The organism is Thioalkalivibrio sulfidiphilus HL-EbGr7, assembly GCF_000021985.1.
Taxonomy (GTDB): Bacteria; Pseudomonadota; Gammaproteobacteria; order Ectothiorhodospirales; family Ectothiorhodospiraceae; genus Thioalkalivibrio_A; species Thioalkalivibrio_A sulfidiphilus.
Genome location: NC_011901.1, coordinates 1,935,391 through 1,960,758, shown reverse-complemented (window position 1 = coordinate 1,960,758; position 25,368 = coordinate 1,935,391). Strand labels below are relative to the sequence as shown.

The following is a 25,368-nucleotide window of genomic DNA, read 5'->3' as shown; positions in this document are numbered from 1 at the left end:
TGTGTCAACTGTCCTGTTGTGCTGCTCAACACGCCAGGAAGACTTCGACGGCCTGTTGATAATGCTGCTCAGTATACTCGATCACCTGCTCAAGAATGCCACCCGGCAGTGCAATTCGATTCCAGGCCACAGGGTCGACGGGTGGCACGAACCTTTCGCCGCTGGTGCCCATGCGCAGGGCATTGGCGATGCTGTCGGCCACATGGACCACGGCGGCCTCGACGGGGTAGTTGCTGGCCTCACCCGGATTGTGGTGAAACCGCACCGCCTCGCTGAACGCCGGCGGCAGGCGCCAGGCCTCCAGCAGGGCGCCACCCAGGGCGGCATGGTCGAATCCGAGGATCTGCTGTTCCACCTTGAACAGCAGTTCGCCCATTTCGTCGCGGCGTTTGAGCAGCAGGGTCAGCTTGCCTTCCAGGTGCATGAACATGACCAGCCGGCCCAGGTCGTGCAGCAGACCGCACACGTAGAAGCGCTCCACGTTGGGTTCGCGCCGGAAGGTGGCGATGGCGCGGCTCACCAGCCCGCAGGCGATGCTGTGACGCCAGAAACTCTCCATGTTCACCTGGCCCAAGGGGATCTCGTTGAAGAAGCGGATTACCGTGGCCGCCAGCACCACGTCGCGCAGCTGCTGGGTGCCGATGATGCTCACGGCGCGCGCCACGGACTGGATCTTGTAGGGGAAGCCGTACAGCGGGCTGTTGGCGAGCTTGAGCACCTGGGCGGTGAGGGCGGGATCGTGTTCGATGAGCCGGGCCATGGCATCGAAGGAGCTGGTGGGGTCGTTGACCGCCTCCTCGATGCGGTGATAGACGTCCGGCAGGCTGCCGAGCTCGATGTGTTCCCTGATCAGCTCCTGGCAGATGGGATGGGTCATGGGCTGCCCTTGTTGCGTCCGGCCTCTGCGGCTATGCGTCGTAGGGACGCCTCGTAGAGGGTCTGGCTGACCGGAAGACTCATGTCGCAATGTCTGAACAGGTCATCGGCCACCGGGGCCAGGCGGCTGCGAAGGGCGGGATCGAGGACGGGTGTTGCCGGGTCGGCGTCGGAATGGCCGGGTTGCTCGTCGTTGTCGGGCTGGGTTTCGGTCCAGATGGTGACCTCGGTGACACCCCAGGTCATGAGCACGCGCAGATGGCGTTCCTTGAGGGGCAGGCCGGCGGGCATCAGCAGTCGACCGGTGCGGTCGTGGATGTCCTCGGCCAAAACCTGGCCCGGAACTAGGTAAATCGTACGCAGTTTCTGCTTATTGTTCATAAGCCCATGAATTCTAAGCCCCGCACGTAAACTACAGCCTGTGGTTTCTGGCTGCAAGTGTTTCCTTCACCGGGCATCACTGCGCGACACCCGGTGAAGGATATGTGACTGCCGGAGGCTCAGGCCACCAGCTGGCGCAGCACGTAGGGCAGGATGCCGCCATGACGGTAGTAATCCACCTCCTGGGGGGTGTCCAGACGCACCCGCGCCTTGAAACGGGTGACCTTGCCGTCCTCGGCGGTGGCGGTCACGGTGACCTCTTTGGCCGAGCCGTCACCCAGGCCGGAGATGTCGATGATCTCGCGGCCGGTGAGACCCAGGGACTGGGCGTTCTGACCGTCCATGAAGGTCAGCGGCAGCACGCCCATGCCAACCAGGTTGGAGCGGTGGATGCGCTCGAAGCTCTCCACGATCACCGCGCGCACCCCCAGCAGCCGGGAGCCCTTGGCGGCCCAGTCGCGGGAGGAGCCGGAGCCGTACTCCTTGCCGGCGATCACCACCAGGGGCGTGCCCTCATCCTTGTATTTCATGGCGGCGTCGTAGATGGACATCTGCCCGCCGTCGGGCAGGTGCAGGGTCACGCCGCCCTCGGTGCCCGGCGCCAGCCGGTTGCGCAGGCGCACGTTGGCGAAGGTGCCGCGCATCATCACCTCGTGGTTGCCGCGGCGCGAGCCGTAGGAGTTGAAGTCCGCGGGCTTCACGCCGTGCTCGGTGAGGTATTTGCCGGCCGGGCTGTCGGTCTTGATGTTGCCGGCCGGGGAGATGTGGTCGGTGGTGACGCTGTCGCCCAGCAGGGCCAGCACCCGGGCAGCGCTGATGTCGGTGACCGGCTCGGGCGTCATGCCCATGCCCTCGAAGTAGGGCGGGTTGCGCACGTAGGTGGAGTCGTCCTGCCAGTCGAAGCGCTGGCCGGAGGGGGCCGGCAGGCTGCTCCAGCGGGTCTCGCCCTGGAACACGTTGTCGTAGGCGGCGCGGAACTTGGCGGCGTCCACGTTCTGGCTCACCACGGTGCGAATCTCTTCCTGGGTGGGCCAGATGTCGCGCAGGTACACCGGCTTGCCGTCCTTGTCCTCGCCCAGGGGCTGGTTGTAGATGTCGATGTTCATGCGTCCGGCGATCGCGTAGGCCACCACCAGGGGCGGGGAGGCCAGGAAGTTCATGCGGATCTCCGAGTGGATGCGGCCCTCGAAGTTGCGGTTGCCGGAGAGCACGGAGCTGACGATCAGGTCGTCCTTGAGGATGGCCTCGCTGACCGGCTCGGGCAGGGGGCCGGAGTTGCCGATGCAGGTGGTGCAGCCGTAGCCCACCACGTGAAAGCCCATGGCCTCCAGGTCATTGAGCAGGCCGGACTGGGTCAGGTACTCGGTCACCACCCGGGAACCGGGGGCGAGCGAGGTCTTCACCCAGGGCTTGACGGTCAGGCCGCGTTCCCGTGCCTTGCGGGCCACCAGGCCCGCGCCCAGCATCACGGACGGGTTGGAGGTGTTGGTGCACGAGGTGATGGCGGCGATCACCACCGCGCCGTGGTCCAGGCTGAACTCGTGGCCGTTCATCTTCACCAGGTGTTTGGGCGGTGTGGCGTCCGCCTGGTGTTCCACGCCCACGGCGGTGTGGCCACCTTCCGCCTCGAAGCGCTCAGCCTCGGCGGGTGCCTTCGCGGCCGGCTTGCGCTCGTCCAGCATGGTCTTGATGGCCTTCTCCACCACCTGACCCGCCTCGCCCAGGCGGATGCGGTCCTGGGGCCGCTTGGGGCCGGCCAGCGACGGCTCCACGGTGGAGAGATCCAGTTCCAGCACGCTGGTGTAGCGGGCCTCGGCATCGCCGGCCTTGCGGAACATGCCCTGCTCGCGTGCATAGGCCTCCACCAGGGCGATGGAATGGGCGTCACGGCCGGACAGGCGCAGGTATGCCAGGGTCTCCTCGTCGATGGGGAAGATGCCACAGGTGGCACCGTACTCGGGCGCCATGTTGGCGATGGTGGCGCGGTCGGCGAGCGGCAGGTGGGCCAGGCCGTCGCCGAAGAACTCCACGAACTTGCCCACCACCCCATGCTTGCGCAGCATCTGCACGATCATCAGCACCAGGTCGGTGGCGGTGGCGCCCTCGGCCAGGTCGCCCACCAGGCGGAAGCCCACCACCTGCGGGATCAGCATGGAGATGGGCTGGCCCAGCATGGCCGCCTCGGCCTCGATGCCGCCCACGCCCCAGCCCAGCACGCCCAGGCCGTTGATCATGGTGGTGTGGGAATCGGTGCCCACCAGGGTATCCGGGTAGGCCACCAGGGAGCCGTCCGCCTGTGGCTGGGCGAACACGGTGCGCGCCAGGTATTCCAGGTTTACCTGGTGCACGATGCCGGTGTCCGGCGGCACCACGGCGAAGTTGGAGAAGGCCTGCTGGCCCCACTTGAGGAAGCTGTAGCGCTCCCGGTTGCGGGAGTATTCCAGCTCGGCGTTCAGGTTGAAGGCGTTGGGATTGCCGAAGCTGTCCACCTGCACCGAGTGGTCGATGACCAGTTCCGCCGGCTGCAGGGGATTGATCTTGGCCGGGTCGCCGCCCAGGGCCACCACCGCGTCACGCATGGCGGCCAGGTCCACCACCGCGGGTACGCCGGTGAAGTCCTGCAGCAGCACGCGCGCCGGGCGGAAGGCGATCTCCTTGCCGGGCTCGGCCTTGGGGTCCCAGTCGAGCAGGGCCTGGATGTCCTCGGGGTTGACTGTCTTGCCATCCTCGCAGCGCAGCAGGTTCTCCAGCAGGATCTTCAGGGAGAAGGGCAGGCTGGCGGCGCCAGGCAGGTCGCGCAGGCGGTGGATGGTGTAGGTCTTGTCCTCGACGCCCAGGGTGGTGCGGGTCTTGAAGTTGTCGGTCATGGAGGGATCCCCGTGGTGAGATGTGTATTGGAATGGTTCAGTGGGCCAGCAGGGCGCGGGTCTCGCGCAGCAGTCCGGCCCGCGAGAACAGCAGGCGCCAGCGGGAACCGCCCGCCTGGCGCCAGAGCACCGCGGCGCGGATGCCCGAGAGCAGCAGGGTGCGGATGCGCGCGGCGTTGTCGCTGTTGGACAGATGGGCCTGTTCGCCCTGCACGATGATGCGCGGACCCAGCTGGCTGATGGTGTCCTGGTAGGTCTGGGCCAGGGCGGCGTTGACGCTCTCGTGGGTCGGGTCGTCGAAATAGTCCCGCTGGCGCTCGGCGCCCTGGATGCCCTCGCGCACCCCCTGGATCATGTGGGGCTGTTTCATGAGCTTGCGCTCCAGGAACAGCAGGCCGATCACGTAGCGGGTCAGCTCCATGTCGTTGCCCGAGCCCCGGTTCTCCAGCTGGCTGGCCAGGGCCTGCAGGCCGCGGCGCAGGCGATGCACGTTGCCGTAGATGCCCTCGACGTCCGAGGCCTCGAAGCTGAACAGGCTGCCCACCATGGTGCGGAACTCGTCCGGGTCGCAGCGCCCGTGCCAGGCCACGTCCTTGACCAGGGAGGCCGCCTGGAACAGGGCGGCGAGGGCGATCACACGGTTGCGTTGGCTGGCGTCCACGAGCGGTCTGGCCTTGTCTTGGGGTCGGGTGGCGGAGCGGGGTGTGGAACCCCGAGTCATCTATATCACTATACCGTGAAACGGCACGTCGGATGAACGTCAGCCCGTGATTTTGCCGCAGGCATTCAGGGATGGAATCGGCGCACGATGATGCCGCCGCCCAGGCAGCGATCCTCCTGGTAGAAGACCACCGACTGCCCCGGTGCGATGGCCCGCTGGGCCTCGTCGAACAGCACACGCACCCGGCCGTCGGCGTGCGGCTCCACCCGGCAGGCCTGCAGCGGCTGGCGATGGCGGATGCGCGCCCGGCAGCTGAAGGCCTCCCGGGGGGCTTCGCCCGACACCCAGTGCAGGTCCTGGGCCTCCAGGCCCCGGTGGTGCATCAGGGGGTGGTCATGGCCCTGGGCGACGATCAGGCGGTTGTGCGCCATGTCCTTGTCCACCACGTACCAGGGGGCCTCCCCGGCGTCGTGCACGCCGCCGATGCCCAGGCCCTGTCGCTGGCCCAGGGTGTAGTACATGAGCCCCTGGTGTTCCCCCAGCCGGTTGCCCTCCGGGTCGACGATCTCCCCGGGCCGGGCGGGCAGGTAGGTCTGCAGGAAATCCCTGAAACGGCGCTCGCCGATGAAGCAGATGCCGGTGCTGTCCTTCTTGGCGAACACCGGCAGGCCGTGCGCCCGGGCCAGATCCCGGACCCGGGGCTTCTCCAGTTCGCCGATGGGAAACAGGGACTTCGAGAGCTGTTCCTGGCCCAGGGTGTAGAGGAAGTAGGTCTGGTCCTTGTTGGCATCCCGGCCGGCCAGCAGGGTGTAGGACTCCCCGTCGCGTCCGATGCGGGCGTAGTGGCCGGTGGCGATGCCATCGGCGCCCAGTTGCCGGGCGTAGTCCAGGAAGGCCCGGAACTTGATCTCCTTGTTGCACAGGATGTCCGGGTTGGGGGTGCGACCGGCCTGGTATTCGTCCAGAAAGTGACTGAACACCCGGTGCCAGTAGTCGGCGGAGAAGTTCACCTTGTGCAGGGGGATCTCGAGTACTTCGCAGACGGCCTTGGCATCGGCCAGGTCCTCGGCGGCGGCGCAGTAGCCGGGCTCGTCGTCCTCCTCCCAGTTCTTCATGAACAGGCCTTCCACCCGGTAGCCGGCCTGGATCAGCAGCAGGGCGGCCACGGAGGAGTCCACGCCCCCGGACATGCCCACGATGATGTGTCGGGGGCCGCTCATGGGCTTGGCAGGTCCTGCAGGAGTGCCAGGGGGTAGCGCCGTTCGGCCAGGTAGTCGTCCACGCAGCGCAGCACCAGGGGGCTTCGCAGGCGCGCGCGTTCCGTGACCAGGGTGTCCCGGTCCAGCCACAGGCTGCGAAGGATGTCCGGGTCCAGGCTGCGGGTGCCGTCCTGGTCATGGACCGTGCCGGCGAAGGCGAAGCGCAGGAAGGTCTCGCCGCCCGGGTGGCGCCAGCGGTAGATGCCCACCAGGGCCTCGGGGCGGAAATGCCAGGCGGTCTCCTCCAGGGTCTCCCGGATCACCGCCTGGAGCAGGGATTCGCCGTCCTCCAGGTGCCCGGCCGGCTGGTTCAGGCGCAGGCCGCCGTCCACCTGTTCCTCCACCATCAGGAATCGCCCGTCCCGTTCCACCACGGCGGCCACGGTGGCCCGGGGAGTCCAGGGGCGGGCGGTGGTGTACTGGTCGGCTGACGGCATGGCGAGGCGGGTGAGTGACGCAGGCGGGCAGATTATCACAGGAACCTCTGGCCGGGGCGCCGGGGCCCACCACCCCAGGGCTGCGGCCGGGTGTATAATGAGCACTTAACCGCGATCCACATCAGGGAGACCCCATGGCCTACGAACACATCAAGATCCCCGACAATGGCGAAAAGATCACCGCCAATGACGACAATTCCCTGAACATTCCCAATCATCCCATCATCCCCTACATCGAGGGCGACGGCATCGGCGCGGACATCACCCCGGTGATGAAGAAGGTGGTGGATACCGCGGTGGACAAGGCCTACGGCGGCAAGCGCGCCATCGCCTGGATGGAGATCTACGCCGGCGAGAAGGCCACCAAGGTCTATGACAAGGACACCTGGCTGCCGGCGGAGACCCTGGATGCGGTGCGCGAGTACGTGGTGTCCATCAAGGGCCCGCTGACCACCCCCGTGGGCGGCGGCATCCGTTCCCTGAACGTGGCCCTGCGCCAGGAACTGGACCTGTACGTCTGCCTGCGCCCGGTGCGCTACTTCAACGGCACCCCCAGCCCGGTGAAGGAACCGGAGAAGACCGACATGGTGATCTTCCGGGAGAACTCCGAGGACATCTATGCCGGCATCGAGTGGGAATCCGGTTCCGCCGAGGCCCAGCGGGTGATCGACTTCCTGATCAACGAGATGGGCGTGCACAAGATCCGCTTCCCGGACACCAGCGGCATCGGCATCAAGCCCGTCTCCAGCCAGGGCACCCAGCGACTGGTGCGCAAGGCCATCCAGTACGCCATCGACAACGATCGCGACTCGGTGACCCTGGTGCACAAGGGCAACATCATGAAATTCACCGAGGGGGCCTTCAAGAGCTGGGGCTATGCACTGGCCAAGGAGGAGTTCGGTGCCAAGGAGATCGACGGCGGCCCCTGGTGCAGCTTCAAGAACCCCAGGACCGGCAAGGAGATCATCATCAAGGACGTGATCGCCGACGCCTTCCTGCAGCAGATCCTGCTGCGCCCGGCCGAGTACAGCGTGATCGCCACCCTGAACCTCAACGGCGACTACATCTCCGATGCCCTGGCGGCCCAGGTGGGCGGCATCGGCATCGCCCCCGGCGCCAACCTGTCCGACAAGGTGGCCATGTTCGAGGCCACCCACGGCACCGCGCCCAAGTACGCCGGCCAGGACAAGGTCAACCCAGGCTCCCTGATCCTGTCCGCGGAGATGATGCTGCGCCACATGGGCTGGACCGAGGCGGCCGACCTGATCATCAAGGGCCTGGAGGGCGCCATCGAGTCCAAGCAGGTGACCTACGACTTTGCCCGCCTGATGGACGGCGCCACGGAACTGTCCTGCTCCGCCTTTGGCGACAACATGATCAAGCACATGGGCTGACACCGGACGGGAAACCCTCTCCCGCAGTGTGGGAGAGGGTTTGCCGGTGCCCCGCTGGGCTATACTCGAGGCATCCGGAATCGGCGATTTCCCGGCTCCGGGACTCCCTCAATCCTCCGGGCAATCTGCCCCATTGAACCGTTCAGAGAAAGCAGCGCTCAAAGCATTATGGGAGAAGAAAGGAAAGACACACCCGACCGGGGTCTGGCCGTCGAGGAGGCTCGACCGAAACTCAAGCCACCGCCGCAGTATCAGGTCGTACTGCTCAACGATGACTACACTCCTATGGAGTTTGTGGTTGAAGTCCTGGAGAGTTTTTTCGGCATGGACCGGGAGAAGGCCACGCGCATCATGCTGCACGTGCATACCCGGGGTAAGGGTGTGTGTGGCATCTACCCCCGTGACATCGCCGAGACCAAGGTGGCCCAGGTAAACGACTACGCCCGTCAGCACCAGCATCCGTTGCTGTGCGCGATGGAGCAGGCCTGACAACGGCACATACGGGGTTTACGCCATGCTCAACAAGGAACTCGAATTCTCACTCAACCTGGCCTTCAAGGCCGCTCGCGAGAAACGTCACGAGTTCATGACCGTCGAGCACCTGCTGCTCGCCCTCACGGAAAACCCCACCGCCGCCTCGGTGCTGCGCGCCTGCGGCGTCAACCTGGACAAGCTGCGCGGCGAGCTGGCGGAGTTCGTGGACGCCAACACCCCGCGCCTGCCCCCCAATGACCCCCGCGACACCCAGCCCACCCTGGGCTTCCAGCGGGTGCTGCAGCGGGCGGTGTTCCACGTGCAGTCCTCCGGGCGCAAGGAGGTCACCGGCGCCAACGTGCTGGTGGCCATCTTCGGCGAGCAGGAATCCCACGCCGTGTACCTGCTGTCCCAGCACGACGTGGCCCGCCTGGACGTGGTGAACTACATCTCCCACGGCATCTCCAAGGTGCCCGAGGAGCATCCCGACGAGGAGGCCTCGAGCCAGCAGGAGGCGCCCGCCGAGGGCGAGGAGAACCGCCAGAACCCGCTGGAGGCCTACGCCACCAACCTCAACGAACAGGCCCGCAAGGGCAAGATCGACCCGCTCATCGGCCGCGCCCACGAGCTGGAGCGCACGGTGCAGATCCTGTGCCGCCGGCGCAAGAACAATCCGCTGTACGTGGGCGAGGCGGGCGTGGGCAAGACCGCCATCGCCGAGGGCCTGGCCAAGAAGATCGTCGACGGGGAGGTGCCCGAGGTCCTCAAGGACGCGGTGATCTACTCCCTGGACCTGGGTGCCCTGGTGGCGGGCACCAAGTACCGGGGTGATTTCGAGAAGCGCCTCAAGGGTGTATTGGCCCAGCTCAAGCGCCGCAAGGGTTCGGTACTGTTCATCGACGAGATCCATACCATCATCGGTGCCGGTGCCGCCTCCGGCGGCGTCATGGACGCCTCCAACCTGATCAAGCCCATGCTCGCCTCCGGCGAGTTGAAGTGCATCGGCTCCACCACCTACCAGGAATACCGGGGCATCTTCGAGAAGGACCGGGCGCTGGCACGGCGCTTCCAGAAGATCGACGTGAACGAGCCCACGGTGGACGAGACCTACGAGATCCTGAAAGGGCTCAAGTCGCGCTTTGAGTCGCACCACGACGTGCGCTACACCAACAAGGCGCTCCGGGCGGCGGCGGAGTTGGCCAGCCGCTACATCACCGACCGCCACCTGCCGGACAAGGCCATCGACGTGATCGACGAGGCCGGCGCCAACCGCCGCCTGCAGCCGGCCAGCACGCGCAAGAAGACCATCTCCGTGCACGACGTGGAGGCCATCGTCGCCAAGATCGCGCGCATCCCGCCCAAGAGCGTCTCCGCCTCCGACATGGAGACCCTCAAGAACCTGGAGCGCAACCTGAACATGGTGGTGTTCGGCCAGGACGAGGCCATCTCCACCCTGGCGGCCGCCATCAAGATGGCCCGCTCGGGCCTGGGCGACGGGCAGAAGCCCATCGGTTCCTTCCTGTTCGCCGGTCCCACCGGCGTGGGCAAGACCGAGGTCACCCGCCAGCTGGCCGACCTGCTGGGCATCGAACTGGTGCGCTTCGACATGTCTGAGTACATGGAGCGGCACACGGTGTCGCGCCTGATCGGTGCGCCGCCCGGCTACGTGGGTTATGACGAGGGCGGCCTGCTCACCGACGCGATCCTCAAGCATCCCCACGCGGTGCTGCTGCTGGACGAGGTGGAAAAGGCCCACCCCGACGTGTTCAACCTGCTGCTGCAGGTGATGGACCACGGCACGCTTACCGACACCAACGGCCGCAAGGTGGATTTCCGCAACGTGATCCTGGTGATGACCAGCAACGTGGGCGCGGATGTCTCCAGCCGCGCCACCATGGGTTTCACCCGCCAGGATCATTCCAGCGACGCCATGGAAGTGCTCAAGCGCACCTTCACGCCCGAGTTCCGCAATCGCCTGGACGCCATCATCCAGTTCCGCCCCCTGGCGCCGGAGACCATCGCCAGCGTGGTGGACAAGTTCCTCACCCAGCTGCAGGCGCAGCTGGACGAGAAGAAGGTGGTGCTGGACGTGGACGAGGAGGCCCGCACCTGGCTGGCCGAGCACGGCTACGACCCGAAGATGGGCGCCCGGCCCATGGCACGCGTGATCCAGGAGCACATCAAGAAGCCGCTCGCCGAGGAGATCCTGTTCGGCCGTCTGGCCGGCGGCGGCGAGGTGAGCGTCACCGTGCGCGACGGTGCCCTGGCGCTGGAGTACGAAGAAGAGCCGGTGGCATCGTAAGGGAAAAGCCGGAACGCAAAGGGCGCGAAGGAAATCCTTTTGAAAAAAGACCCTTCGCGACCCTGGCGTACTCCCTTTGCATCCTTCGCGGTTGGCTTTTGATCGGGCTTGTAGAAACCAGAGACCAGAAACGACAAACGCCGCATCTCTGCGGCGTTTGTCGTTTGAATCCTGCGTGGCGGGCGCGGCGCTTACTTGTTGCGGTAGGTGATGCGGCCCTTGGTGAGGTCGTAGGGGGTCATCTGCACCGTGACACGGTCGCCGGTGAGGATGCGGATGTAGTTCTTGCGCATGCGTCCGGAGATGTGGGCCGTGACGATGTGGCCGTTGTCCAGCTGTACACGAAACATGGTGTTGGGCAGGGTGTCCAGCACCGTGCCTTCCATTTCAATGTGGTCTTCTTTGGCCATATACCTGCAGTCGGTCGGGTCGAGTCAAGCGGCCCATTATCAACAACCGGGCCGATAAAACAAGGGCCTGGTGAACCTTGTTCACAACGCCGCGTGACCGATTTGCCCGCATGCGGATGGATTGCCTAAACTACGCGGCCTGATTTCCCTCCCAAAACAGAGGCCATTCCCCCATGACCTTCGCCTGCGTGTTCCCCGGCCAGGGCTCCCAGTCCCTTGGCATGCTGAGCGCCCTGTCCGATGCCCATCCCCAGGTTCGCGAGACCTTCCAGGAGGCCTCCGACGTGCTGGGCTTCGATCTGTGGAGCCTGGTGCAGAACGGACCCGAGGAAGACCTGAACCGCACCGAGAACACCCAGCCGGCCATGCTGGCGGCCGGCGTGGCCGTGTGGCGGGTCTGGCAGGCGGCGGGCGGACCGGCGCCTGCGGTGATGGCGGGCCACAGCCTGGGCGAGTACACCGCGCTGGTGTGTGCAGGCGCCATGGGCTTCAGCGATGCCGCGGGCCTGGTGGCCGAACGCGGCCGGCTCATGCAGGGCGCCGTGGCGCCGGGGCAGGGGGCCATGGCCGCGATCCTGGGCCTGGATGACGCCCAGGTGATCGAGGTCTGCGCCCGCGCCGCCGAGGGCGGCGTGGTGGAGGCGGTGAACTTCAATTCCCCGGGGCAGGTGGTGATCGCCGGCGAGACCGCCGCGGTGGACCGGGCCGTGGCCCTGGCTGCCGAGGCCGGCGCCAAGCGCAGCGTGAAACTGCCGGTGAGCGTGCCTTCCCACTGCCGGCTCATGGCGGGCGCGGCCGAACGCCTCGCCGAGCGCCTGGCCTCGGTGGCGATCGTCTCCCCGTCCATTCCCGTGATCCACAATGTGGATGTGTCCAGTCATTCGGATCCGGCCCAGATCCGCGCCGTGCTCGCCGCGCAGCTGCACCGTCCGGTGCGCTGGGTGGAGTCGGTGCAGAAGATGGCCGCCGATGGCGTGACCACCGTGCTGGAGCTGGGCCCGGGCAAGGTGCTCACGGGCCTCAACAAGCGCATCGACAAGACCCTCGCGCTCGCCTGCGTGCAGGATCCCGAGAGCCTCGCCCAGGCCCTAGGAGCCTGTCGGACTTAGGCTGCGCCTACTGCGCTGGTGGGAGAGCGGTCCATTTTTCCGATCCTTTTCGTCAAATAGCGACGGCTATTCTCCTCAAACGATCGAAAAAATGGCCTCACTCTCCCATTCAGCTCGCTACGGGCACCTAAGTCCGACAGGCTCCTAGGGCAGGTGCAGGGCTGAGTCCGTCGAACATTTAATATATCGGACCGCCCGAAGCGGCCCGCATCATTGTCAGGAGAAGCTTTCATGAGTCTGGAAAACGAGATCGCACTGGTCACCGGCTCGAGCCGCGGCATCGGCAAGGCCATCGCCATGGCCCTGGCGGAGCAGGGCGCCACCGTGGTGGGTACCGCCACCAGCGAATCCGGCGCCGAGGCCATCACCGCCTATCTGCGCGAGGCGGGCCTGAAGGGTCGGGGCATGGCCCTGAACGTGACCGATGCCGAGGCGGTCGAGGCGGCCATCAAGCAGATCAGCGACGATCTCGGTGGCATCTCCATCCTGGTCAACAATGCGGGCATCACCCGGGACAACCTGATGATGCGCATGAAGGACGAGGAGTGGGATGACATCATCCAGACCAACCTGACCGCCGTGTGGCGCGTCACCCGGGGCGTGCTGCGGGGCATGATGAAGGCCCGCAAGGGCCGCATCATCAACGTGGGCTCCGTGGTGGGTTCCAGCGGCAATGCCGGGCAGACCAACTACGCCGCCGCCAAGGCGGGTCTGCTGGGCCTGGGCAAGTCGCTCGCCCGGGAAGTGGGCTCACGGGGCATCACCGTGAACACCGTGGCCCCCGGCTTCATCGACACCGACATGACCCGTGGCCTGCCCGAGGCCCAGCGTGATGCCCTGCTGGGTCAGATCCCCTTGGGTCGCCTGGGTCGCCCGGAGGAGATCGCCTCCGTGGTGGCCTTCCTGGCCTCGCCGGCGGCCGCCTACATCACCGGAGAGACCCTGCACGTCAATGGCGGTATGTACATGGCCTGATGGTGCTGTACATGAGAAACCTGCTGTAACGAACTCAACAGAAAGCTCTTTTAGTACTCATTCCGCTGCCGAACCCGGTACAGGAAAGTGTGTTGCGGTGGTTTACAGCGGATGTGGGGCCGGGTGATACTCGCGCCCCTTGAAGACTTGCAATCCCGGACCAGCGCTCTGCGCCAGCCACTTCAGGTGGAACGGTCTGGGGGATTTATCTAGAATAGCGGCCCAGCTTCGGCTGCCTATCCAACAAGGGGATTGTCAAACCATGAGCAACATTGAAGAACGCGTCAAGAAAATCGTTGTGGAACAGCTGGGCGTGAAGGAAGAAGAAGTCACCAACAGCGCTTCCTTCGTCGAAGATCTGGGCGCGGATTCTCTGGACACCGTGGAACTCGTCATGGCCCTCGAAGAAGAATTCGAGACCGAAATTCCTGACGAGGAAGCGGAAAAGATCACCACCGTGCAGCAGGCGATTGATTACATCAACGCCCACGCTCAGGGTTGATTGAAACCGGAACGCCGCTTCCGGTTCAGTACCTCGACATCGTGGCCGCGACCAGTGCAGACTGATCGCGGCCACGGGTGTTTTTGAACCGCCTGGAAACTTAAATCTCCGAGGGCAAGAGCTTGTCTAAACGGCGCGTCGTCATCACTGGACTGGGGATCGTCTCCCCGGTCGGATCCACCATCCAGTCCGCCTGGGACAACATCACCGCAGGCCGCAGCGGGATTACACCCATTGACGTCTTTGACGCCTCCGAGATGCCGGTGCGCATCTCCGGCGCGGTGCGGGACTTCAATGCCGACGATTACATCACCCCCAAGGACCAGCGCAAGATGGACACCTTCGTCCATTACGGCATCGCCGCTGGCCTGCAGGCCATCAAGGATTCCGGCCTCGAGGTGACCGAGCAGAACGCAGAGCGCATCGGCGTGGCCATCGGCTCCGGCATCGGCGGTCTGCCCTACATCGAGAAGAGCCACACGGCCTATCTCAACGGTGGTGCCCGCAAGATCTCGCCCTTCTTCGTGCCCAGCGCGATCATCAACATGGTGGCCGGCAACCTGTCCATCATGTGTGGCCTGAAGGGTCCGAACATCTCCATCGTCTCCGCCTGCGCCACCGGTACCCACAACATCGGTGATGCCGCGCGCATGATCATGTACGGCGACGTGGACGTGATGGTCGCCGGTGGTGCCGAGATGGCCACCACGCCGCTGGGCATCGGCGGCTTCGCTGCCGCCCGCGCCCTGTCCACGCGCAACGACGATCCCGCCCGCGCCAGCCGTCCCTGGGACAAGGACCGGGACGGCTTCGTGCTGGGCGATGGCGCCGGCGCGCTGGTGCTGGAGGAGTACGAGCACGCCAAGGCCCGTGGTGCGCAGATCTACTGCGAGCTGGCCGGTTTCGGCTGGAACAGCGACGCCTACCACATGACCCAGCCGTCCGCGGGCGGCGAGGGTGCGGCCAACTGCATGCTCATGGCCCTCAGGGACGCAGGTCTCAATCCCACGGACGTGGACTACATCAACGCCCACGGCACCTCCACCCCGGCCGGCGACGTGGCCGAGACCATGGCCGCCAAGCGCGCCCTGGGCGATCACGCCTACAAGGTGGCCATCAGCTCCACCAAGTCCATGACCGGCCACCTGCTGGGTGCCGCCGGCGGCGTGGAGGCGGTGTTCCTGGCCCTGGCCATGAAGCACGGCGTGATCCCCCCCACCATCAACCTGGACAACCCGGACCCCGAGTGCGATCTGGACTACGTGCCCAATACCGCCCGTGAGATGAAGATCAACGTGGGCCTGTCCAATTCCTTCGGATTTGGTGGCACCAACGGCACCCTCGTCTTCCGGATGCTCTGATCCCATCCAGGCAGGGGGCCGCGCCCCCTGCCTGGATGCGGTGACGGACCTGCTGGCGCTGCACCGGCGCTGGCCCGGCAGATATCCCCATCTCCTGGAAAGCGCGCTCAAGGGCACGCCCCAGGCCCGTTACAGCATCCTGTTCGCCTTCCCCGGCGAAACCCTGAGCCTGGACGCCGACGGCGGATCCGGGGATTTCCTGCGCGCCCTGGATGCCTGGTGGCAGCGCGAGCGGATCGCGCCCCTGAACGATGCCGCCGACCCCCTGCCGTTTCGCGGCGGCTGGTTCCTGTTCCTGGCTTACGAGCTGGCCGCGCAGGTGGAGCCGGTGCTGGATCTGCCCCTGGATCCCTGCGCGCTGCCCGTGGCCTTCGCTCAGCGCTTCCCCTGTGCCCTGGTGGTGGACCACGAACAGGGCCTGACCCACCTGGTGGCCGAACCGGGTCATGAGTCGGCACTGGAACAGATGCGCGCCGATCTGGCCGCGCTGGATGGAAGCGATGCCGCGGCCACGCCCCTGGTGCTCGAATCCCTGGAGGAGGACGCGCCCCGACGCTACCTGCGTGGTGTGGAGCGCATCATCGACTACATCCGCGAGGGTGACGTGTTCCAGGTGAACCTGTCCCGTGCCTGGCAGGCGCGCTTGCGCGAGCCGGTGGCGGCGGCAGAGCTCTATGACCGCCTGCGCACTCGCAACCCGGCCCCTTTCGCGGCGCTGGCCAGCCTGCCCGGCGGGCACATCGTCAGTTCCTCGCCGGAACGCCTGGTGCGTGTGCGCGGCGAACGGGTGGACACCCGGCCCATCGCAGGCACCCGTCCCCGGGGCGAGGCCCTGGAGTCGGACCGGGCCCTGGCCACCCAGCTGCTGGCCCATCCCAAGGAGCGCGCCGAGCACATCATGCTGCTGGACCTGGAGCGCAACGACCTGGGCCGTCTGTGCGTGCCGGGCAGCATCCAGGTGGACGAACTCATGACGCTCGAGACCTATCCCCACGTGCACCACATCGTCTCCAACGTCACCGGCCGGCTGCGCCCCGGCATCAGCCCCGGCGAGGTGATCCGGGCGGTGTTTCCCGGCGGCACCATCACCGGCTGCCCCAAGGTGCGCTGCATGGAGATCATCGCCGAGCTGGAGCAGGAAGGGCGGGGTGCCTACACCGGCTCCCTGGGCTACCTCAACCGCGACGGGGACATGGACCTCAACATCCTCATCCGCACCCTGGTGCAGCGGGGCAACCAGGTGCACTTTCGCACCGGCGCCGGCATCGTCGCCGACTCCGATCCCCAGCGGGAGCTGGAGGAGACCCGCCACAAGGCGGAGGGCCTGCTGCGGGCCCTGCGTCCATGATTCTGGTCAACGGACAAGCGGGAGACACCCTGCCGGTCCAGGACCGGGGGCTGGCCTACGGCGACGGCCTGTTCGAGACCCTGGCGGTGCGCGACGGCAAGCCCCTGCACTGGGATCGGCACATGGCGCGCATGGCCGGGGGCTGCGCGCGCCTGGGCCTGCCCGCGCCGGATGCCGGTCTGTGGCTGGCCGAGGCGCACCGGGTGCTGGCCGGCGGCGGATTCGGGGCGCTGAAGCTGATCCTGACCCGGGGCGTCGGCCTCCGGGGCTATCGCCCGCCTTTGAAGCCCGAGCCAACTCGCATCGTGATGGGCTTCGAGACCTCCGATCCGCCCGCGGCCTGGTCAGAAGAGGGCGTGGAGGTCTGCGTGTGCCAAACTCGGCTCGGCCGCAACCCGGCCCTGGCGGGCATCAAGCATCTCAACCGCCTGGAGCAGGTGTTGGGACGCAGTGAATGGCAGGATGAATTCCAGGAAGGCATCATGCTGGATACCGACGACCATGTGGTGGAAGGCACCATGAGCAACCTGTTCCTGATCCGGGACGACCAGACCCTGATCACGCCGCTGCTGGATCAGTGCGGCGTGGCGGGGATCACCCGTGCCCGGGTGCTGGATGCGGCCCGGGCGCTGGGCGTCTCCTGCCAGGAGGCGCGGCTCTCGGTCGCGGACCTGTTCAAGGCCCGCGGCCTGTTCCTCACCAACACCCTGATCGGCCTCTGGCCCGTGCGCCGGCTCGACGGTCGCGAGCTCCCGCGCCATGAGCTGGTGGCGCGCCTGCGCCGGGCGCTTTCGGAGGGCGTGGCGTGAGGCGTGTGCTGCTGGGTGTCCTGTTCCTGCTGGTGCTGGCCCTGGTGGCCGCCGCCGGGCTCGGCTACGACTACCTGCGTTTCATGGATGAACCCCTGGCGCTCGATGAGACCCAGGTCTACGAGGTCCCCCCCGGGTCCTCGGTGCGCCGGGTCGCCCGCGATCTGCACGAAGCGGGCTGGCTGGAACGACCGGCCTACTGGGAATTCCATGCCCGGGTGGAGGCGGAGTCCGCCACCATCCGCGCCGGCGAGTACCGCCTGGAGCCGGGGCTTACGCCGCGCAGCCTGCTGGCCCTGTTCACCGCCGGACGCACGGTGCAGTACAGCCTCACCATCCCCGAGGGCTGGACCTTCGCCCAGATGATGGCGGCGGTGCGCGCCCACCCGCAGATCCGCCAGACCCTGGACCCGGCCGGGGACATGGAGATCATGGCCCGGCTGGGCCGCAGCGGAGAGCATCCCGAGGGCTGGTTCTTCCCGGACACCTACCTGTTTCCCCGGGACACCACCGACATCGCCTTCCTGGAGCGCGCCCACCGGCGCATGGTGGAGTTCCTGGATGCCGCCTGGGCGGAGCGCCAGGAGGGGTTGCCCGTCGAGAGTCCCTACCAGGCCCTGATCCTGGCCTCCATCGTGGAGAAGGAGACCGGCCATCCCGACGAACGGGGCCTGGTGGCAGCGGTGTTCAACACGCGTCTCAAGCGTGGCATGCGCCTGCAGACCGACCCCGCGGTCATGTACGGCGCCGGCATCACCAGCGGGCGCCTGCGCAGCCGCGACCTGCGCACCGACACCCCCTACAACACCTACACCCGCGCCGGACTGCCGCCCACGCCCATCGCACTGCCCGGCGGCGCCTCCATTCGCGCGACCCTGAACCCGGCGGACACCGACGTGCTGTTCTTCGTCTCCCGGGGTGACGGCAGCCACCACTTCTCCACCACCTACCGGGAGCACCGGGAGGCGGTGATCCGCTACCAGCTGGGCGGCGATGCCAGTCGTTACCCGGGGAGTCGACGATGAACCAGCCAACCACGGCACGGGGCCGTTTCATCACCCTGGAGGGTGCCGAGGGGGTGGGCAAGTCCACCCAGATCCAGGCGCTGCAGGCGTTCCTGGAAAGCCGGGGCGTGCCCTTGCTGGTGACCCGGGAGCCCGGCGGCACGCCGTTGGCGGAACGGATCCGGGAACTGCTGCTGTCCCGGGACCATCCGCCCATGCACCCGGACACCGAGCTGCTGCTCATGTTCGCCGCCCGGGCCGAGCACCTGCGCACCCGCATCCTCCCGGCGCTGGAGGCCGGCACCTGGGTGCTCTGCGACCGTTTCACCGACGCCACCTATGCCTACCAGGGCGGCGGCCGGGGACTGGACCCGGCGCGCATCGCCGTACTGGAGGACTGGGTGCAGGGACCGGTGCGCCCGGACCTGACCCTGCTGCTGGACGTGGACGTGCGCACGGGTCTCGCCCGGGCCCGGGGGCGGGGGGAAGCGGACCGCTTCGAACAGGAGGCGATGGACTTCTTTGAGCGGGTGCGCGAGGCCTACCTGGCGCGGGCCCGGGCCGAGCCGAGCCGCTACCGGATCATCGATGCCGGCCAGTCCCTGGAGGCCGTGACCCGGGATCTGCAGGCGGCCCTGGTGTCCCTGCTGCAGGCGAACGGGGTAACGCCGTGAGCGCCCCCTATCCCTGGCTGGAGGATGCCTACCGGCAGCTGCTCGGCCGCCTGGCGGGCGGGCGTCTGCCCCATGCGCTGCTGCTCACCGGCCCCGTGGGGATCGGCAAGCGGGCGCTGGCGGAATCCCTGGCCCTGGCCGCCCTGTGCACTGCGCCCGGTGTCGAGGGCGCGCCCTGCGGGCACTGTGACAGCTGCCGTCTCTACCGTGCCGACACCCACCCGGACCTGACCCGGGTCACCATCCCCGAGGACAAGACCCAGATCGTCGTTGACCAGATCCGGGAGTTGTCCGAGACCATGGGTTTGAGTCGCTCCATGGGTGCCCACCGTGTGGCGCTGCTCTGGCCGGCGGAGGCCATGAATCCCAATGCCGCCAACAGCCTGCTCAAGACCCTGGAGGAGCCGCCGGAGCGCACGCTGATGATCCTGGTGAGCGCCGAGCCCTCGCGCCTGCCGGCCACCATCCGCAGCCGTTGCCAGACCCTGGCCGTGCCCCTGCCGCCGGACGAGATCACCCGCGCCTGGCTGGCGGGGCAGGGGGTGCAGGCCGGACAGGTGGACGCGCTGCTGTGTCTCGCCCGGGGGGCGCCCCTGGTGGCGCGGGATCTGGCCGAGGAGGGCGCGCTGGAGCAGTGGCACGCCCTGCTGGGTGATCTGTCGCAACTGACCCGGGGCAAGACGGGCACGGTCGCCCTGGCGGAGCGCTGGAAGGCCCAGGACACCGAGCGCCTGATCCGCTGGGTCCAGATCGCCCTGTGGGAGTCCGCGCGGATCGCCTTCACCGGACGGGCCGCTGCGGGACGGGAGGATTTGCAGCCCCTGGCAAAGACGTTAGACTTGGGTCGCATCTTTCAATTACAGGACCGCCTGACCGAATGGCGTCGCCTGGCCCGCACCACCGTCAACCCGCAGATGCTGCTGGAAGAGGTGTTCGCCGGCCTCGCGCCCGGCAGGGCATAGGGGAGTCACCGCATGTCGGCAGGACAGGGCATTCTCTCGCTGGCCATCAAGGACAAGAACTCCTTGTACGCTGCCTACATGCCGTTCGTGAAGAACGGCGGTCTGTTCATCCCCACCCAGAAGCCCTACAAGCTGGGCGACGAGGTGTTCATGCTGCTGACCCTCATGGAGGAGCGCGAGCGCATGCCGGTGGCGGGCAAGATCATCTGGGTCACCCCGCCCCGCGCCCAGGGCAACCGCACCCCGGGCATCGGCGTGCAGTTCAATCCCCAGGACAACGGCGCCACCCGCAACAAGATCGAAGGCCTGCTGGCCGGCGCCCTGCAGGCGGATCGCCCGACCCATACCATGTAAACCGAAATTCAACGTTCAAAATTCAAGATTCAAAGTCGCTGCACCTTTGAATTTTGAACGTTGAATGTTGAATTGCCCCATATGCTCATCGACTCCCACTGCCATCTGGATCGCATCGATCTGGAGCCCTTCGACGGTTCCCTGGACAAGGTCATGGACAGCGCCCGCGCTGCCGGCGTGGGGCACATGCTGTGCGTGAGCATCTCCCTGGAGGAATACCCCACGGTGCGGGGCATCGCCGAGCGCTATGCGGATGTGTCCTGCTCCGTGGGCGTGCACCCCGGCGAGACCGAGGGGGCCGATCCCACGGTGGAGGACCTGGTGAGCCGGGGTCGCGATCCCCGGGTGGTGGCCATCGGCGAGACGGGGCTCGACTATCACTACCACCCCGAGGACAACGAGTGGCAGCGGGAGCGCTTTCGCACTCACATCCGCGCCGCGCGGGAGGTGGGCAAGCCGCTCATCATCCACACCCGTGACGCCCGGGAGGACACCATCAGGATCCTCAAGGAGGAGGGCGCCGATCAGGTGCGCGGTGTGATGCATTGCTTCACCGAGACCTGGGAGATGGCGCAAGCCGCCCTGGATCTGGGCTTCTACATCTCGTTTTCCGGCATCGTCACCTTCCGCAACGCCGATGAACTGCGCGAGGTGGCCCGCCAGGTCCCCGACGACCGCCTGCTGGTGGAGACCGATTCCCCCTACCTCGCCCCGGTGCCCCATCGCGGCAAGGGCAACCACCCCGCCTGGGTGCGTGACGTGGCCGCGAAGGTGGCCGAGGTGCGCGGCAGCGACCTTGAAAGCATCGCGGCGCTCACGACGCGCAACTATCAGCAGCTGTTTGGTGCTTTGAAGGATTAACCCGCATATCTCACCGGTCGGACACCAGCGGACGCGTAACAAGCTGAAACCCAAGTGGAATACACTGAAATGGCCGGCGAACTCAGCATGACAGTCTGTTCCCGCCGGAGTCCTATCGCGGTTCAGGCTCGTCTTCGCGCCCGTAGGCTTGCTCTTCACTCAACCCATAGCTATTGCTATGGGTTTCGCTCCAGAGCGGCGCCTACAGACACGAATCCTTCGCCTGCTCCCGCAATCCCGGTGAGATATGCGGGTTAAGGCGGGTTAGCCACAGAGGGCACAGAGGCCTCAGAGGGGAAATACGAAACCTCAAAGACAGGGCAGCGGCCGTCGTTTGCCTCCCTCGCCCGCCACCGTTAAAGTCGGGGCAAAGAAGACAGACAGGGAGTCTGGTCATCCATGAAGCTGCCCAATGCATTCCATTCAGCCTGCATCCAGCGGGCTGCGCACGGTCAGACTGTGGCGCAGCGTACCGAGATACGCCGCCCGCCGCCTCTTCGGAAAGGTGCGGATGAACTGCTCCGCCCGCATCACATAACAGCCTACCGATGCGGATCTAACCCCTCGAGAAAGAAGAATATGCCGGTAACGATCCCAAAACCGGCGTTCCCTGTCGGCGCGACCACCTGTCGCCATAAGGCACCTCCCTGTGTGCACGAAGCTCCTGAACAGGATTCATGCTTCCGCAACACACACCGGAAAGGCAAGGGTTCCCCGTACTATACGGAATCCGCATATCACCGATATGTCAGAATCCGTCTAATCAACTGTTATGCAGCACGGAGGTAGCCCAGTTGATAGACATTCGCCATCTCACCCCGAATGATGTGCCGCTGATGAAAGCGTTGTTGACAACGTTTGGCGAGGCATTCAATGAACAGGAAACCTACACTTCGAACCCCCCGAGTGACGATTATCTGGAACGACTGCTCGGCGGTGATTCCTTCATTGCGCTGGCAGCCTTGAAGAATCGAGTTGTCATCGGCGGCATCGCCGCGTATGAACTGAAGAAGTTCGAGCAGGAGCGCAGCGAGGTCTACATTTACGATCTTGCGGTGGCCATCGGGCATCGGCGAGAAGGGATTGCGACAATGTTGATTGAGAAGCTAAAGGAAATAGCTGCTATGCGAGGCGCCTACGTGATCTTCGTTCAAGCCGACACCGGCATTGAAGACGTACCAGCAGTCGCCTTGTATACAAAGCTGGGGAGGCGTGAAGATGTCTTGCATTTTGATATCGCAGTCGAAGGTGAGGGCGGCGCTGCATAACAAGTCACTGCACCGGATGCCAGTTCCGCTCGCGCTCCATTGCCATCGGTGAGTTCAACGTTAAGCGGCGAATGAGTGAAAGGAAAATGGCCGAAAGAGAAATTGGCAGCCATTTCGTGAGCGTAGCTGGTACCGAGCTTGCATACACTGTGGAAGGCGTTGGTACGCCTCTGCTGATCGTAGGGTCATCCATTTATTACCCCCGAACCTTCTCGCAAGGTCTTAGGCGATCGTGCTCGCTGGTGTGTGCTGATTTACCACATTTCGTACGGTTGGACTCTAAGTTCATACATACATCAATCAACTTCGACACCTATGCGATGTGCATTGAGGCGATTCGTCTTGCAGCCGGTCTTGAGCGTGTTGCAGTGGTCGGCCATTCTCATCACGGAAACGTAGCTCTGGAGTACGCGAAGAGATTTCCTCAGAACGTTTCACATGTTGTCCTGATCTGTTCTCCTCCCGTTAATATCGCCCAAACAGTTCATGCTGCCGAACAGTACTGGGCACTCCATGCTTCAGAGGAGCGGCGGGAAGCCCTTGAGATGAGGCGGAGCTCCCTGGTGGATAAGGATCAGTTGGAGTCGCTTTCTCCAGCGGATGCCTACGTTCGGCAATACGTAGCGGATGCGCCCTTGTATTGGAATGATCCCAATTACGACGCCTCCTGGCTGTGGGATGGCATGGCGTTCGATATGGAGGCCATTCGCGCGTTTCGCGACCTCTACCAGGAATACGAGTTGAATTGGGATGCTGAATCACTCATCGCTCCCGTGCTCATCGTCATGGGAGAACACGACTACGCGGTTCCGCATACACTATGGAATAGGGTACTGCCTAGTCTGGAGAACGTCGCCTTCCGAGTGTTCAGCAAGAGCGGACACACTCCACAGCTCGAACAGCCGGAAGAATTCGATCACCTCATACTCGATTGGATAACCGCCAACAACCGTCTGCCTTTGGCCTGAACAATCGTCGCCCAACAAGGTTCTGCACTGCGTTAAATCCAGGGACGGTATACCTATTGTGCTTCTCGCTTAATCTGCCATGCCTGTGGGCGTCTGAGTAATGAGGGACACTGCCTCTGGATTCACTCGCTGCTTAGTAGCCGAAAAGACGGGGGGAAACCTCAGAGTCTGTCACCTTTTAAATCACCTTTAACGGCATTGCACCCTTGTGGCAGGCAATCTATATATCCTTACTAAGGTGACCATGTTTCATGGGGGCACTGGATATGATCGATAGAATTGCAAATTTTATAGCGGGACTCGTCGAAGGAAGGGACCCCGATCTCGCCGGACATCATCAGAGGCTTGGCAGTAGTGCTGAACGCTTTGGCCTGCATTTGGGCTGTACATCGGAGGAAGTCTCCCTGCTGTGCCTGGGTGCTGAGATCCACGACCTTGGAAAGCTTTCCATCAGCGATCATATCCTGAACAAGCCCGCACGCCTGACCGCATCTGAGTTTTCGCTCATCAAGCAGCACGCCGACATAGGCGCGGATCTACTGTCTCCCCTGGACCTTGATCCTCGTGTAAACGATCTCGTGCGATTCCATCATGAGAACTATGACGGAACTGGATATCCCCAAGGCCTCAAAGGCGATGAAATCCCATTCTTTGCGCGCTTGGCCAGAATCCTGGATTCTTTCGATGCCATGATCATGAATCGCCCCTATCATAAGGGCGTCTCTACGGAAAGAGCCCTGCGGCGCATGGAGCAGGACTCCCACTGTTACGATCCTAATTTGCTTCACCAGTTTTTCCAGTCTGTGAAGGCCTGACTTTGCGGGATGCTCTCATACACATGATCAGCCTGGCGCACCAGGACGTGTCATCCCCGATAATCTGATACTGAAGAAACCGGGTCACAGCGGGGAAATGTCTCTAGAGATAAGCAGAATTTCCTCGCTGACCCGGTTTCTCGCGAAGGAGGAACGACACATGACGACATCTCAGTCATCCGGACAGGGTCCCGTGTTGCTGGTAGCCACCCGCAAAGGGGCATGGCTGTTTCACGGCGACGACAGACGCCAGAACTGGCGAAGCGACGGCCCCCACTTTCTCGGTCATATCATTCATCACATGGTCCTGGACCCCCGCGACCGAGAGACGCTGCTGGCAACAGCCAGTACCGGGCACCTGGGACCGACGATCTTTCGCTCCACGGACCTGGGAGCGTCGTGGAGAGAGGCCCGTCGGCCACCTGCCTTTCAGCCCGAGACCGGGCGCAGCGTACATCACAGTTTCTGGCTCACGCCCTGCCATGTTGACGAGCCCGGAGCCTGGTATGCAGGCTCCTCGCCCCAGGGCCTGTTCCGCTCCGATGACGGTGGTGATCACTGGCAGCCCTATTCAATCCTCAACGACGATCCCCGGTTCCGTGCCTGGATGGGTACGGTGCAGGACGGAACCCCGGATGGTCCCGTTCTGCACTCCATCATCGTGGACCCGCGTGACCCGAAGCACCTGTACATCGCGATGTCTGGTGGCGGGGTGCATGAGTCTCTGGATCGCGGTGACAGCTTCACATCCCTGATCGAGGGCTTGGAGGTCGTGGAGGGCTTCGACATTCTCGATCCGACCTTCCACGACCCCCATTGCATACGCCTGTGTCCGAGCGACCCAGACCGCCTCTATCAGCAGAACCATTGCGGCATATACCGCCTGGATCGGCCCTCCATGGAATGGCGACGCATCGGCAATGCAATGCCCCGCGAGGTGGGCGACATCGGCTTTCCCATGGTCGTACACCCACGGGATGCGGACCGCGCCTGGGTCTTCCCCATGGACGGTACCGAGGTCTGGCCTCGCACCTCGCCGAGCGGCAGACCCGCGGTCTATGGCACGCGAGACGGCGGCATGAATTGGGAACGACAGGATGAGGGTATGCCGAGGGAACAGGCCTGGTGGACCGTGAAGCGTCAAGCCATGACCTGCGACACCCGGGATCCCGTGGGTCTTTACTTCGGAACCACGAGCGGTGAACTCTGGATGAGTGACGACGAGGGGCAGCACTGGCGCTGTCTCGCACGCCACCTGCCAGAGATCTATGCGGTCGAGAGCGCAGAGCTCGGTTAG

The 25,368-nt window shown here is 65.0% G+C and carries 25 protein-coding genes; 18 read left to right on the top strand and 7 right to left on the bottom strand.

Translation table 11 applies throughout. From position 1 onward, the window contains the following. Positions 1 to 25 precede the first annotated feature (25 nt). From TGR7_RS09245 to TGR7_RS09220, 6 genes are all read right to left on the bottom strand, one after another. Entirely contained in the window at positions 26 to 877 is an 852-nt protein-coding gene (locus tag TGR7_RS09245; RefSeq protein ID WP_012638409.1) for an HDOD domain-containing protein, read from the bottom strand. After that, complete coding sequence (locus TGR7_RS09240) at positions 874 to 1,257, bottom strand: hypothetical protein (RefSeq protein ID WP_012638408.1); 384 nt, start codon at positions 1,255 to 1,257, stop codon at positions 874 to 876. Before TGR7_RS09240 ends, TGR7_RS09245 begins: the two co-directional genes overlap by 4 nt. A 119-nt stretch (positions 1,258 to 1,376) precedes the next feature. Continuing rightward, on the bottom strand, positions 1,377 to 4,124 hold the full coding sequence (gene acnA / locus TGR7_RS09235) for an aconitate hydratase AcnA (protein WP_012638407.1): 2,748 nt from the start codon (positions 4,122 to 4,124) through the stop codon (positions 1,377 to 1,379). Between the two features lie 37 nt (positions 4,125 to 4,161). Continuing rightward, complete coding sequence (gene hflD, locus TGR7_RS09230) at positions 4,162 to 4,785, bottom strand: high frequency lysogenization protein HflD (RefSeq protein WP_041441421.1); 624 nt, start codon at positions 4,783 to 4,785, stop codon at positions 4,162 to 4,164. A 125-nt stretch (positions 4,786 to 4,910) separates the two neighbouring features. Then, positions 4,911 to 6,005, bottom strand: a complete 1,095-nt coding sequence (mnmA, locus tag TGR7_RS09225; RefSeq protein WP_012638405.1) for a tRNA 2-thiouridine(34) synthase MnmA — start codon at positions 6,003 to 6,005, stop codon at positions 4,911 to 4,913. Next, complete coding sequence (locus TGR7_RS09220) at positions 6,002 to 6,481, bottom strand: NUDIX hydrolase (protein WP_012638404.1); 480 nt, start codon at positions 6,479 to 6,481, stop codon at positions 6,002 to 6,004. The genes mnmA and TGR7_RS09220 overlap by 4 nt, the downstream gene beginning before the upstream one ends. Before the next feature lie 134 nt (positions 6,482 to 6,615). On the opposite strand from TGR7_RS09220, the gene icd reads away from it, so the two are divergent. The 3 genes from icd (at position 6,616) to clpA (ending at position 10,651) form a co-directional block, all read left to right on the top strand. Continuing rightward, positions 6,616 to 7,875 carry an NADP-dependent isocitrate dehydrogenase gene (icd, locus tag TGR7_RS09215; protein WP_012638403.1) on the top strand — a complete coding sequence of 420 codons (1,260 nt, stop codon included), beginning with the start codon at positions 6,616 to 6,618 and terminating at the stop codon, positions 7,873 to 7,875. Between the two features lie 168 nt (positions 7,876 to 8,043). Further along, a complete protein-coding gene (gene clpS / locus TGR7_RS09210) occupies positions 8,044 to 8,364 on the top strand; it encodes an ATP-dependent Clp protease adapter ClpS (protein WP_012638402.1) in 321 nt (106 codons plus the stop codon). 25 nt (positions 8,365 to 8,389) lie between these two features. Continuing rightward, positions 8,390 to 10,651, top strand: a complete 2,262-nt coding sequence (clpA, locus tag TGR7_RS09205) for an ATP-dependent Clp protease ATP-binding subunit ClpA (RefSeq protein WP_012638401.1) — start codon at positions 8,390 to 8,392, stop codon at positions 10,649 to 10,651. 191 nt (positions 10,652 to 10,842) lie between these two features. Here clpA and infA read toward each other — a convergent pair whose 3' ends face one another. Further along, positions 10,843 to 11,061: a translation initiation factor IF-1 gene (gene infA, locus TGR7_RS09200; protein ID WP_012638400.1), complete on the bottom strand. Its 219-nt coding sequence runs from the start codon at positions 11,059 to 11,061 to the stop codon at positions 10,843 to 10,845. A 173-nt stretch (positions 11,062 to 11,234) separates the two neighbouring features. On the opposite strand from infA, the gene fabD reads away from it, so the two are divergent. The 15 genes from fabD to TGR7_RS09120 all read left to right on the top strand — a co-directional run bounded on the left by fabD (position 11,235) and on the right by TGR7_RS09120 (position 25,368). Then, positions 11,235 to 12,170 carry an ACP S-malonyltransferase gene (fabD, locus tag TGR7_RS09195; protein ID WP_012638399.1) on the top strand — a complete coding sequence of 312 codons (936 nt, stop codon included), beginning with the start codon at positions 11,235 to 11,237 and terminating at the stop codon, positions 12,168 to 12,170. A 231-nt stretch (positions 12,171 to 12,401) separates the two neighbouring features. Further along, on the top strand, positions 12,402 to 13,145 hold the full coding sequence (gene fabG / locus TGR7_RS09190; RefSeq protein ID WP_012638398.1) for a 3-oxoacyl-ACP reductase FabG: 744 nt from the start codon (positions 12,402 to 12,404) through the stop codon (positions 13,143 to 13,145). A 262-nt stretch (positions 13,146 to 13,407) separates the two neighbouring features. Then, entirely contained in the window at positions 13,408 to 13,647 is a 240-nt protein-coding gene (gene acpP / locus TGR7_RS09185) for an acyl carrier protein (protein WP_012638397.1), read from the top strand. A gap of 122 nt (positions 13,648 to 13,769) precedes the next feature. Further along, positions 13,770 to 15,008 (top strand): beta-ketoacyl-ACP synthase II, encoded by a 1,239-nt coding sequence (gene fabF / locus TGR7_RS09180; protein WP_012638396.1) that lies wholly within the window; start codon positions 13,770 to 13,772, stop codon positions 15,006 to 15,008. Positions 15,009 to 15,048: 40 nt separating this feature from the next. Then, positions 15,049 to 16,356: an aminodeoxychorismate synthase component I gene (locus TGR7_RS09175; protein ID WP_012638395.1), complete on the top strand. Its 1,308-nt coding sequence runs from the start codon at positions 15,049 to 15,051 to the stop codon at positions 16,354 to 16,356. After that, positions 16,353 to 17,165: an aminodeoxychorismate lyase gene (gene pabC / locus TGR7_RS09170; RefSeq protein WP_012638394.1), complete on the top strand. Its 813-nt coding sequence runs from the start codon at positions 16,353 to 16,355 to the stop codon at positions 17,163 to 17,165. Before TGR7_RS09175 ends, pabC begins: the two co-directional genes overlap by 4 nt. Beyond that, a complete protein-coding gene (gene mltG / locus TGR7_RS09165) occupies positions 17,162 to 18,190 on the top strand; it encodes an endolytic transglycosylase MltG (RefSeq protein WP_012638393.1) in 1,029 nt (342 codons plus the stop codon). The genes pabC and mltG overlap by 4 nt, the downstream gene beginning before the upstream one ends. Further along, positions 18,187 to 18,843: a dTMP kinase gene (gene tmk / locus TGR7_RS09160; protein WP_012638392.1), complete on the top strand. Its 657-nt coding sequence runs from the start codon at positions 18,187 to 18,189 to the stop codon at positions 18,841 to 18,843. The genes mltG and tmk overlap by 4 nt, the downstream gene beginning before the upstream one ends. Further along, positions 18,840 to 19,805 (top strand): DNA polymerase III subunit delta', encoded by a 966-nt coding sequence (locus TGR7_RS09155; RefSeq protein WP_012638391.1) that lies wholly within the window; start codon positions 18,840 to 18,842, stop codon positions 19,803 to 19,805. The genes tmk and TGR7_RS09155 overlap by 4 nt, the downstream gene beginning before the upstream one ends. A 12-nt stretch (positions 19,806 to 19,817) precedes the next feature. After that, positions 19,818 to 20,159, top strand: coding sequence for a PilZ domain-containing protein (locus tag TGR7_RS09150; protein WP_012638390.1), 342 nt, complete (start codon positions 19,818 to 19,820; stop codon positions 20,157 to 20,159). Positions 20,160 to 20,240: 81 nt separating this feature from the next. Beyond that, the gene (locus TGR7_RS09145) at positions 20,241 to 21,020 is read left to right on the top strand and encodes a TatD family hydrolase (protein WP_012638389.1); all 780 of its coding nucleotides are present in this window, start codon (positions 20,241 to 20,243) and stop codon (positions 21,018 to 21,020) included. A gap of 794 nt (positions 21,021 to 21,814) precedes the next feature. Then, complete coding sequence (locus TGR7_RS09140; protein ID WP_012638387.1) at positions 21,815 to 22,288, top strand: AAC(3)-I family aminoglycoside N-acetyltransferase; 474 nt, start codon at positions 21,815 to 21,817, stop codon at positions 22,286 to 22,288. An 86-nt stretch (positions 22,289 to 22,374) separates the two neighbouring features. Beyond that, positions 22,375 to 23,256 (top strand): alpha/beta fold hydrolase, encoded by an 882-nt coding sequence (locus TGR7_RS09135; RefSeq protein ID WP_245522969.1) that lies wholly within the window; start codon positions 22,375 to 22,377, stop codon positions 23,254 to 23,256. A gap of 251 nt (positions 23,257 to 23,507) precedes the next feature. Further along, entirely contained in the window at positions 23,508 to 24,071 is a 564-nt protein-coding gene (locus tag TGR7_RS17135) for an HD-GYP domain-containing protein (protein WP_012638385.1), read from the top strand. A gap of 160 nt (positions 24,072 to 24,231) precedes the next feature. Next, complete coding sequence (locus TGR7_RS09120; protein ID WP_012638384.1) at positions 24,232 to 25,368, top strand: beta propeller repeat protein; 1,137 nt, start codon at positions 24,232 to 24,234, stop codon at positions 25,366 to 25,368.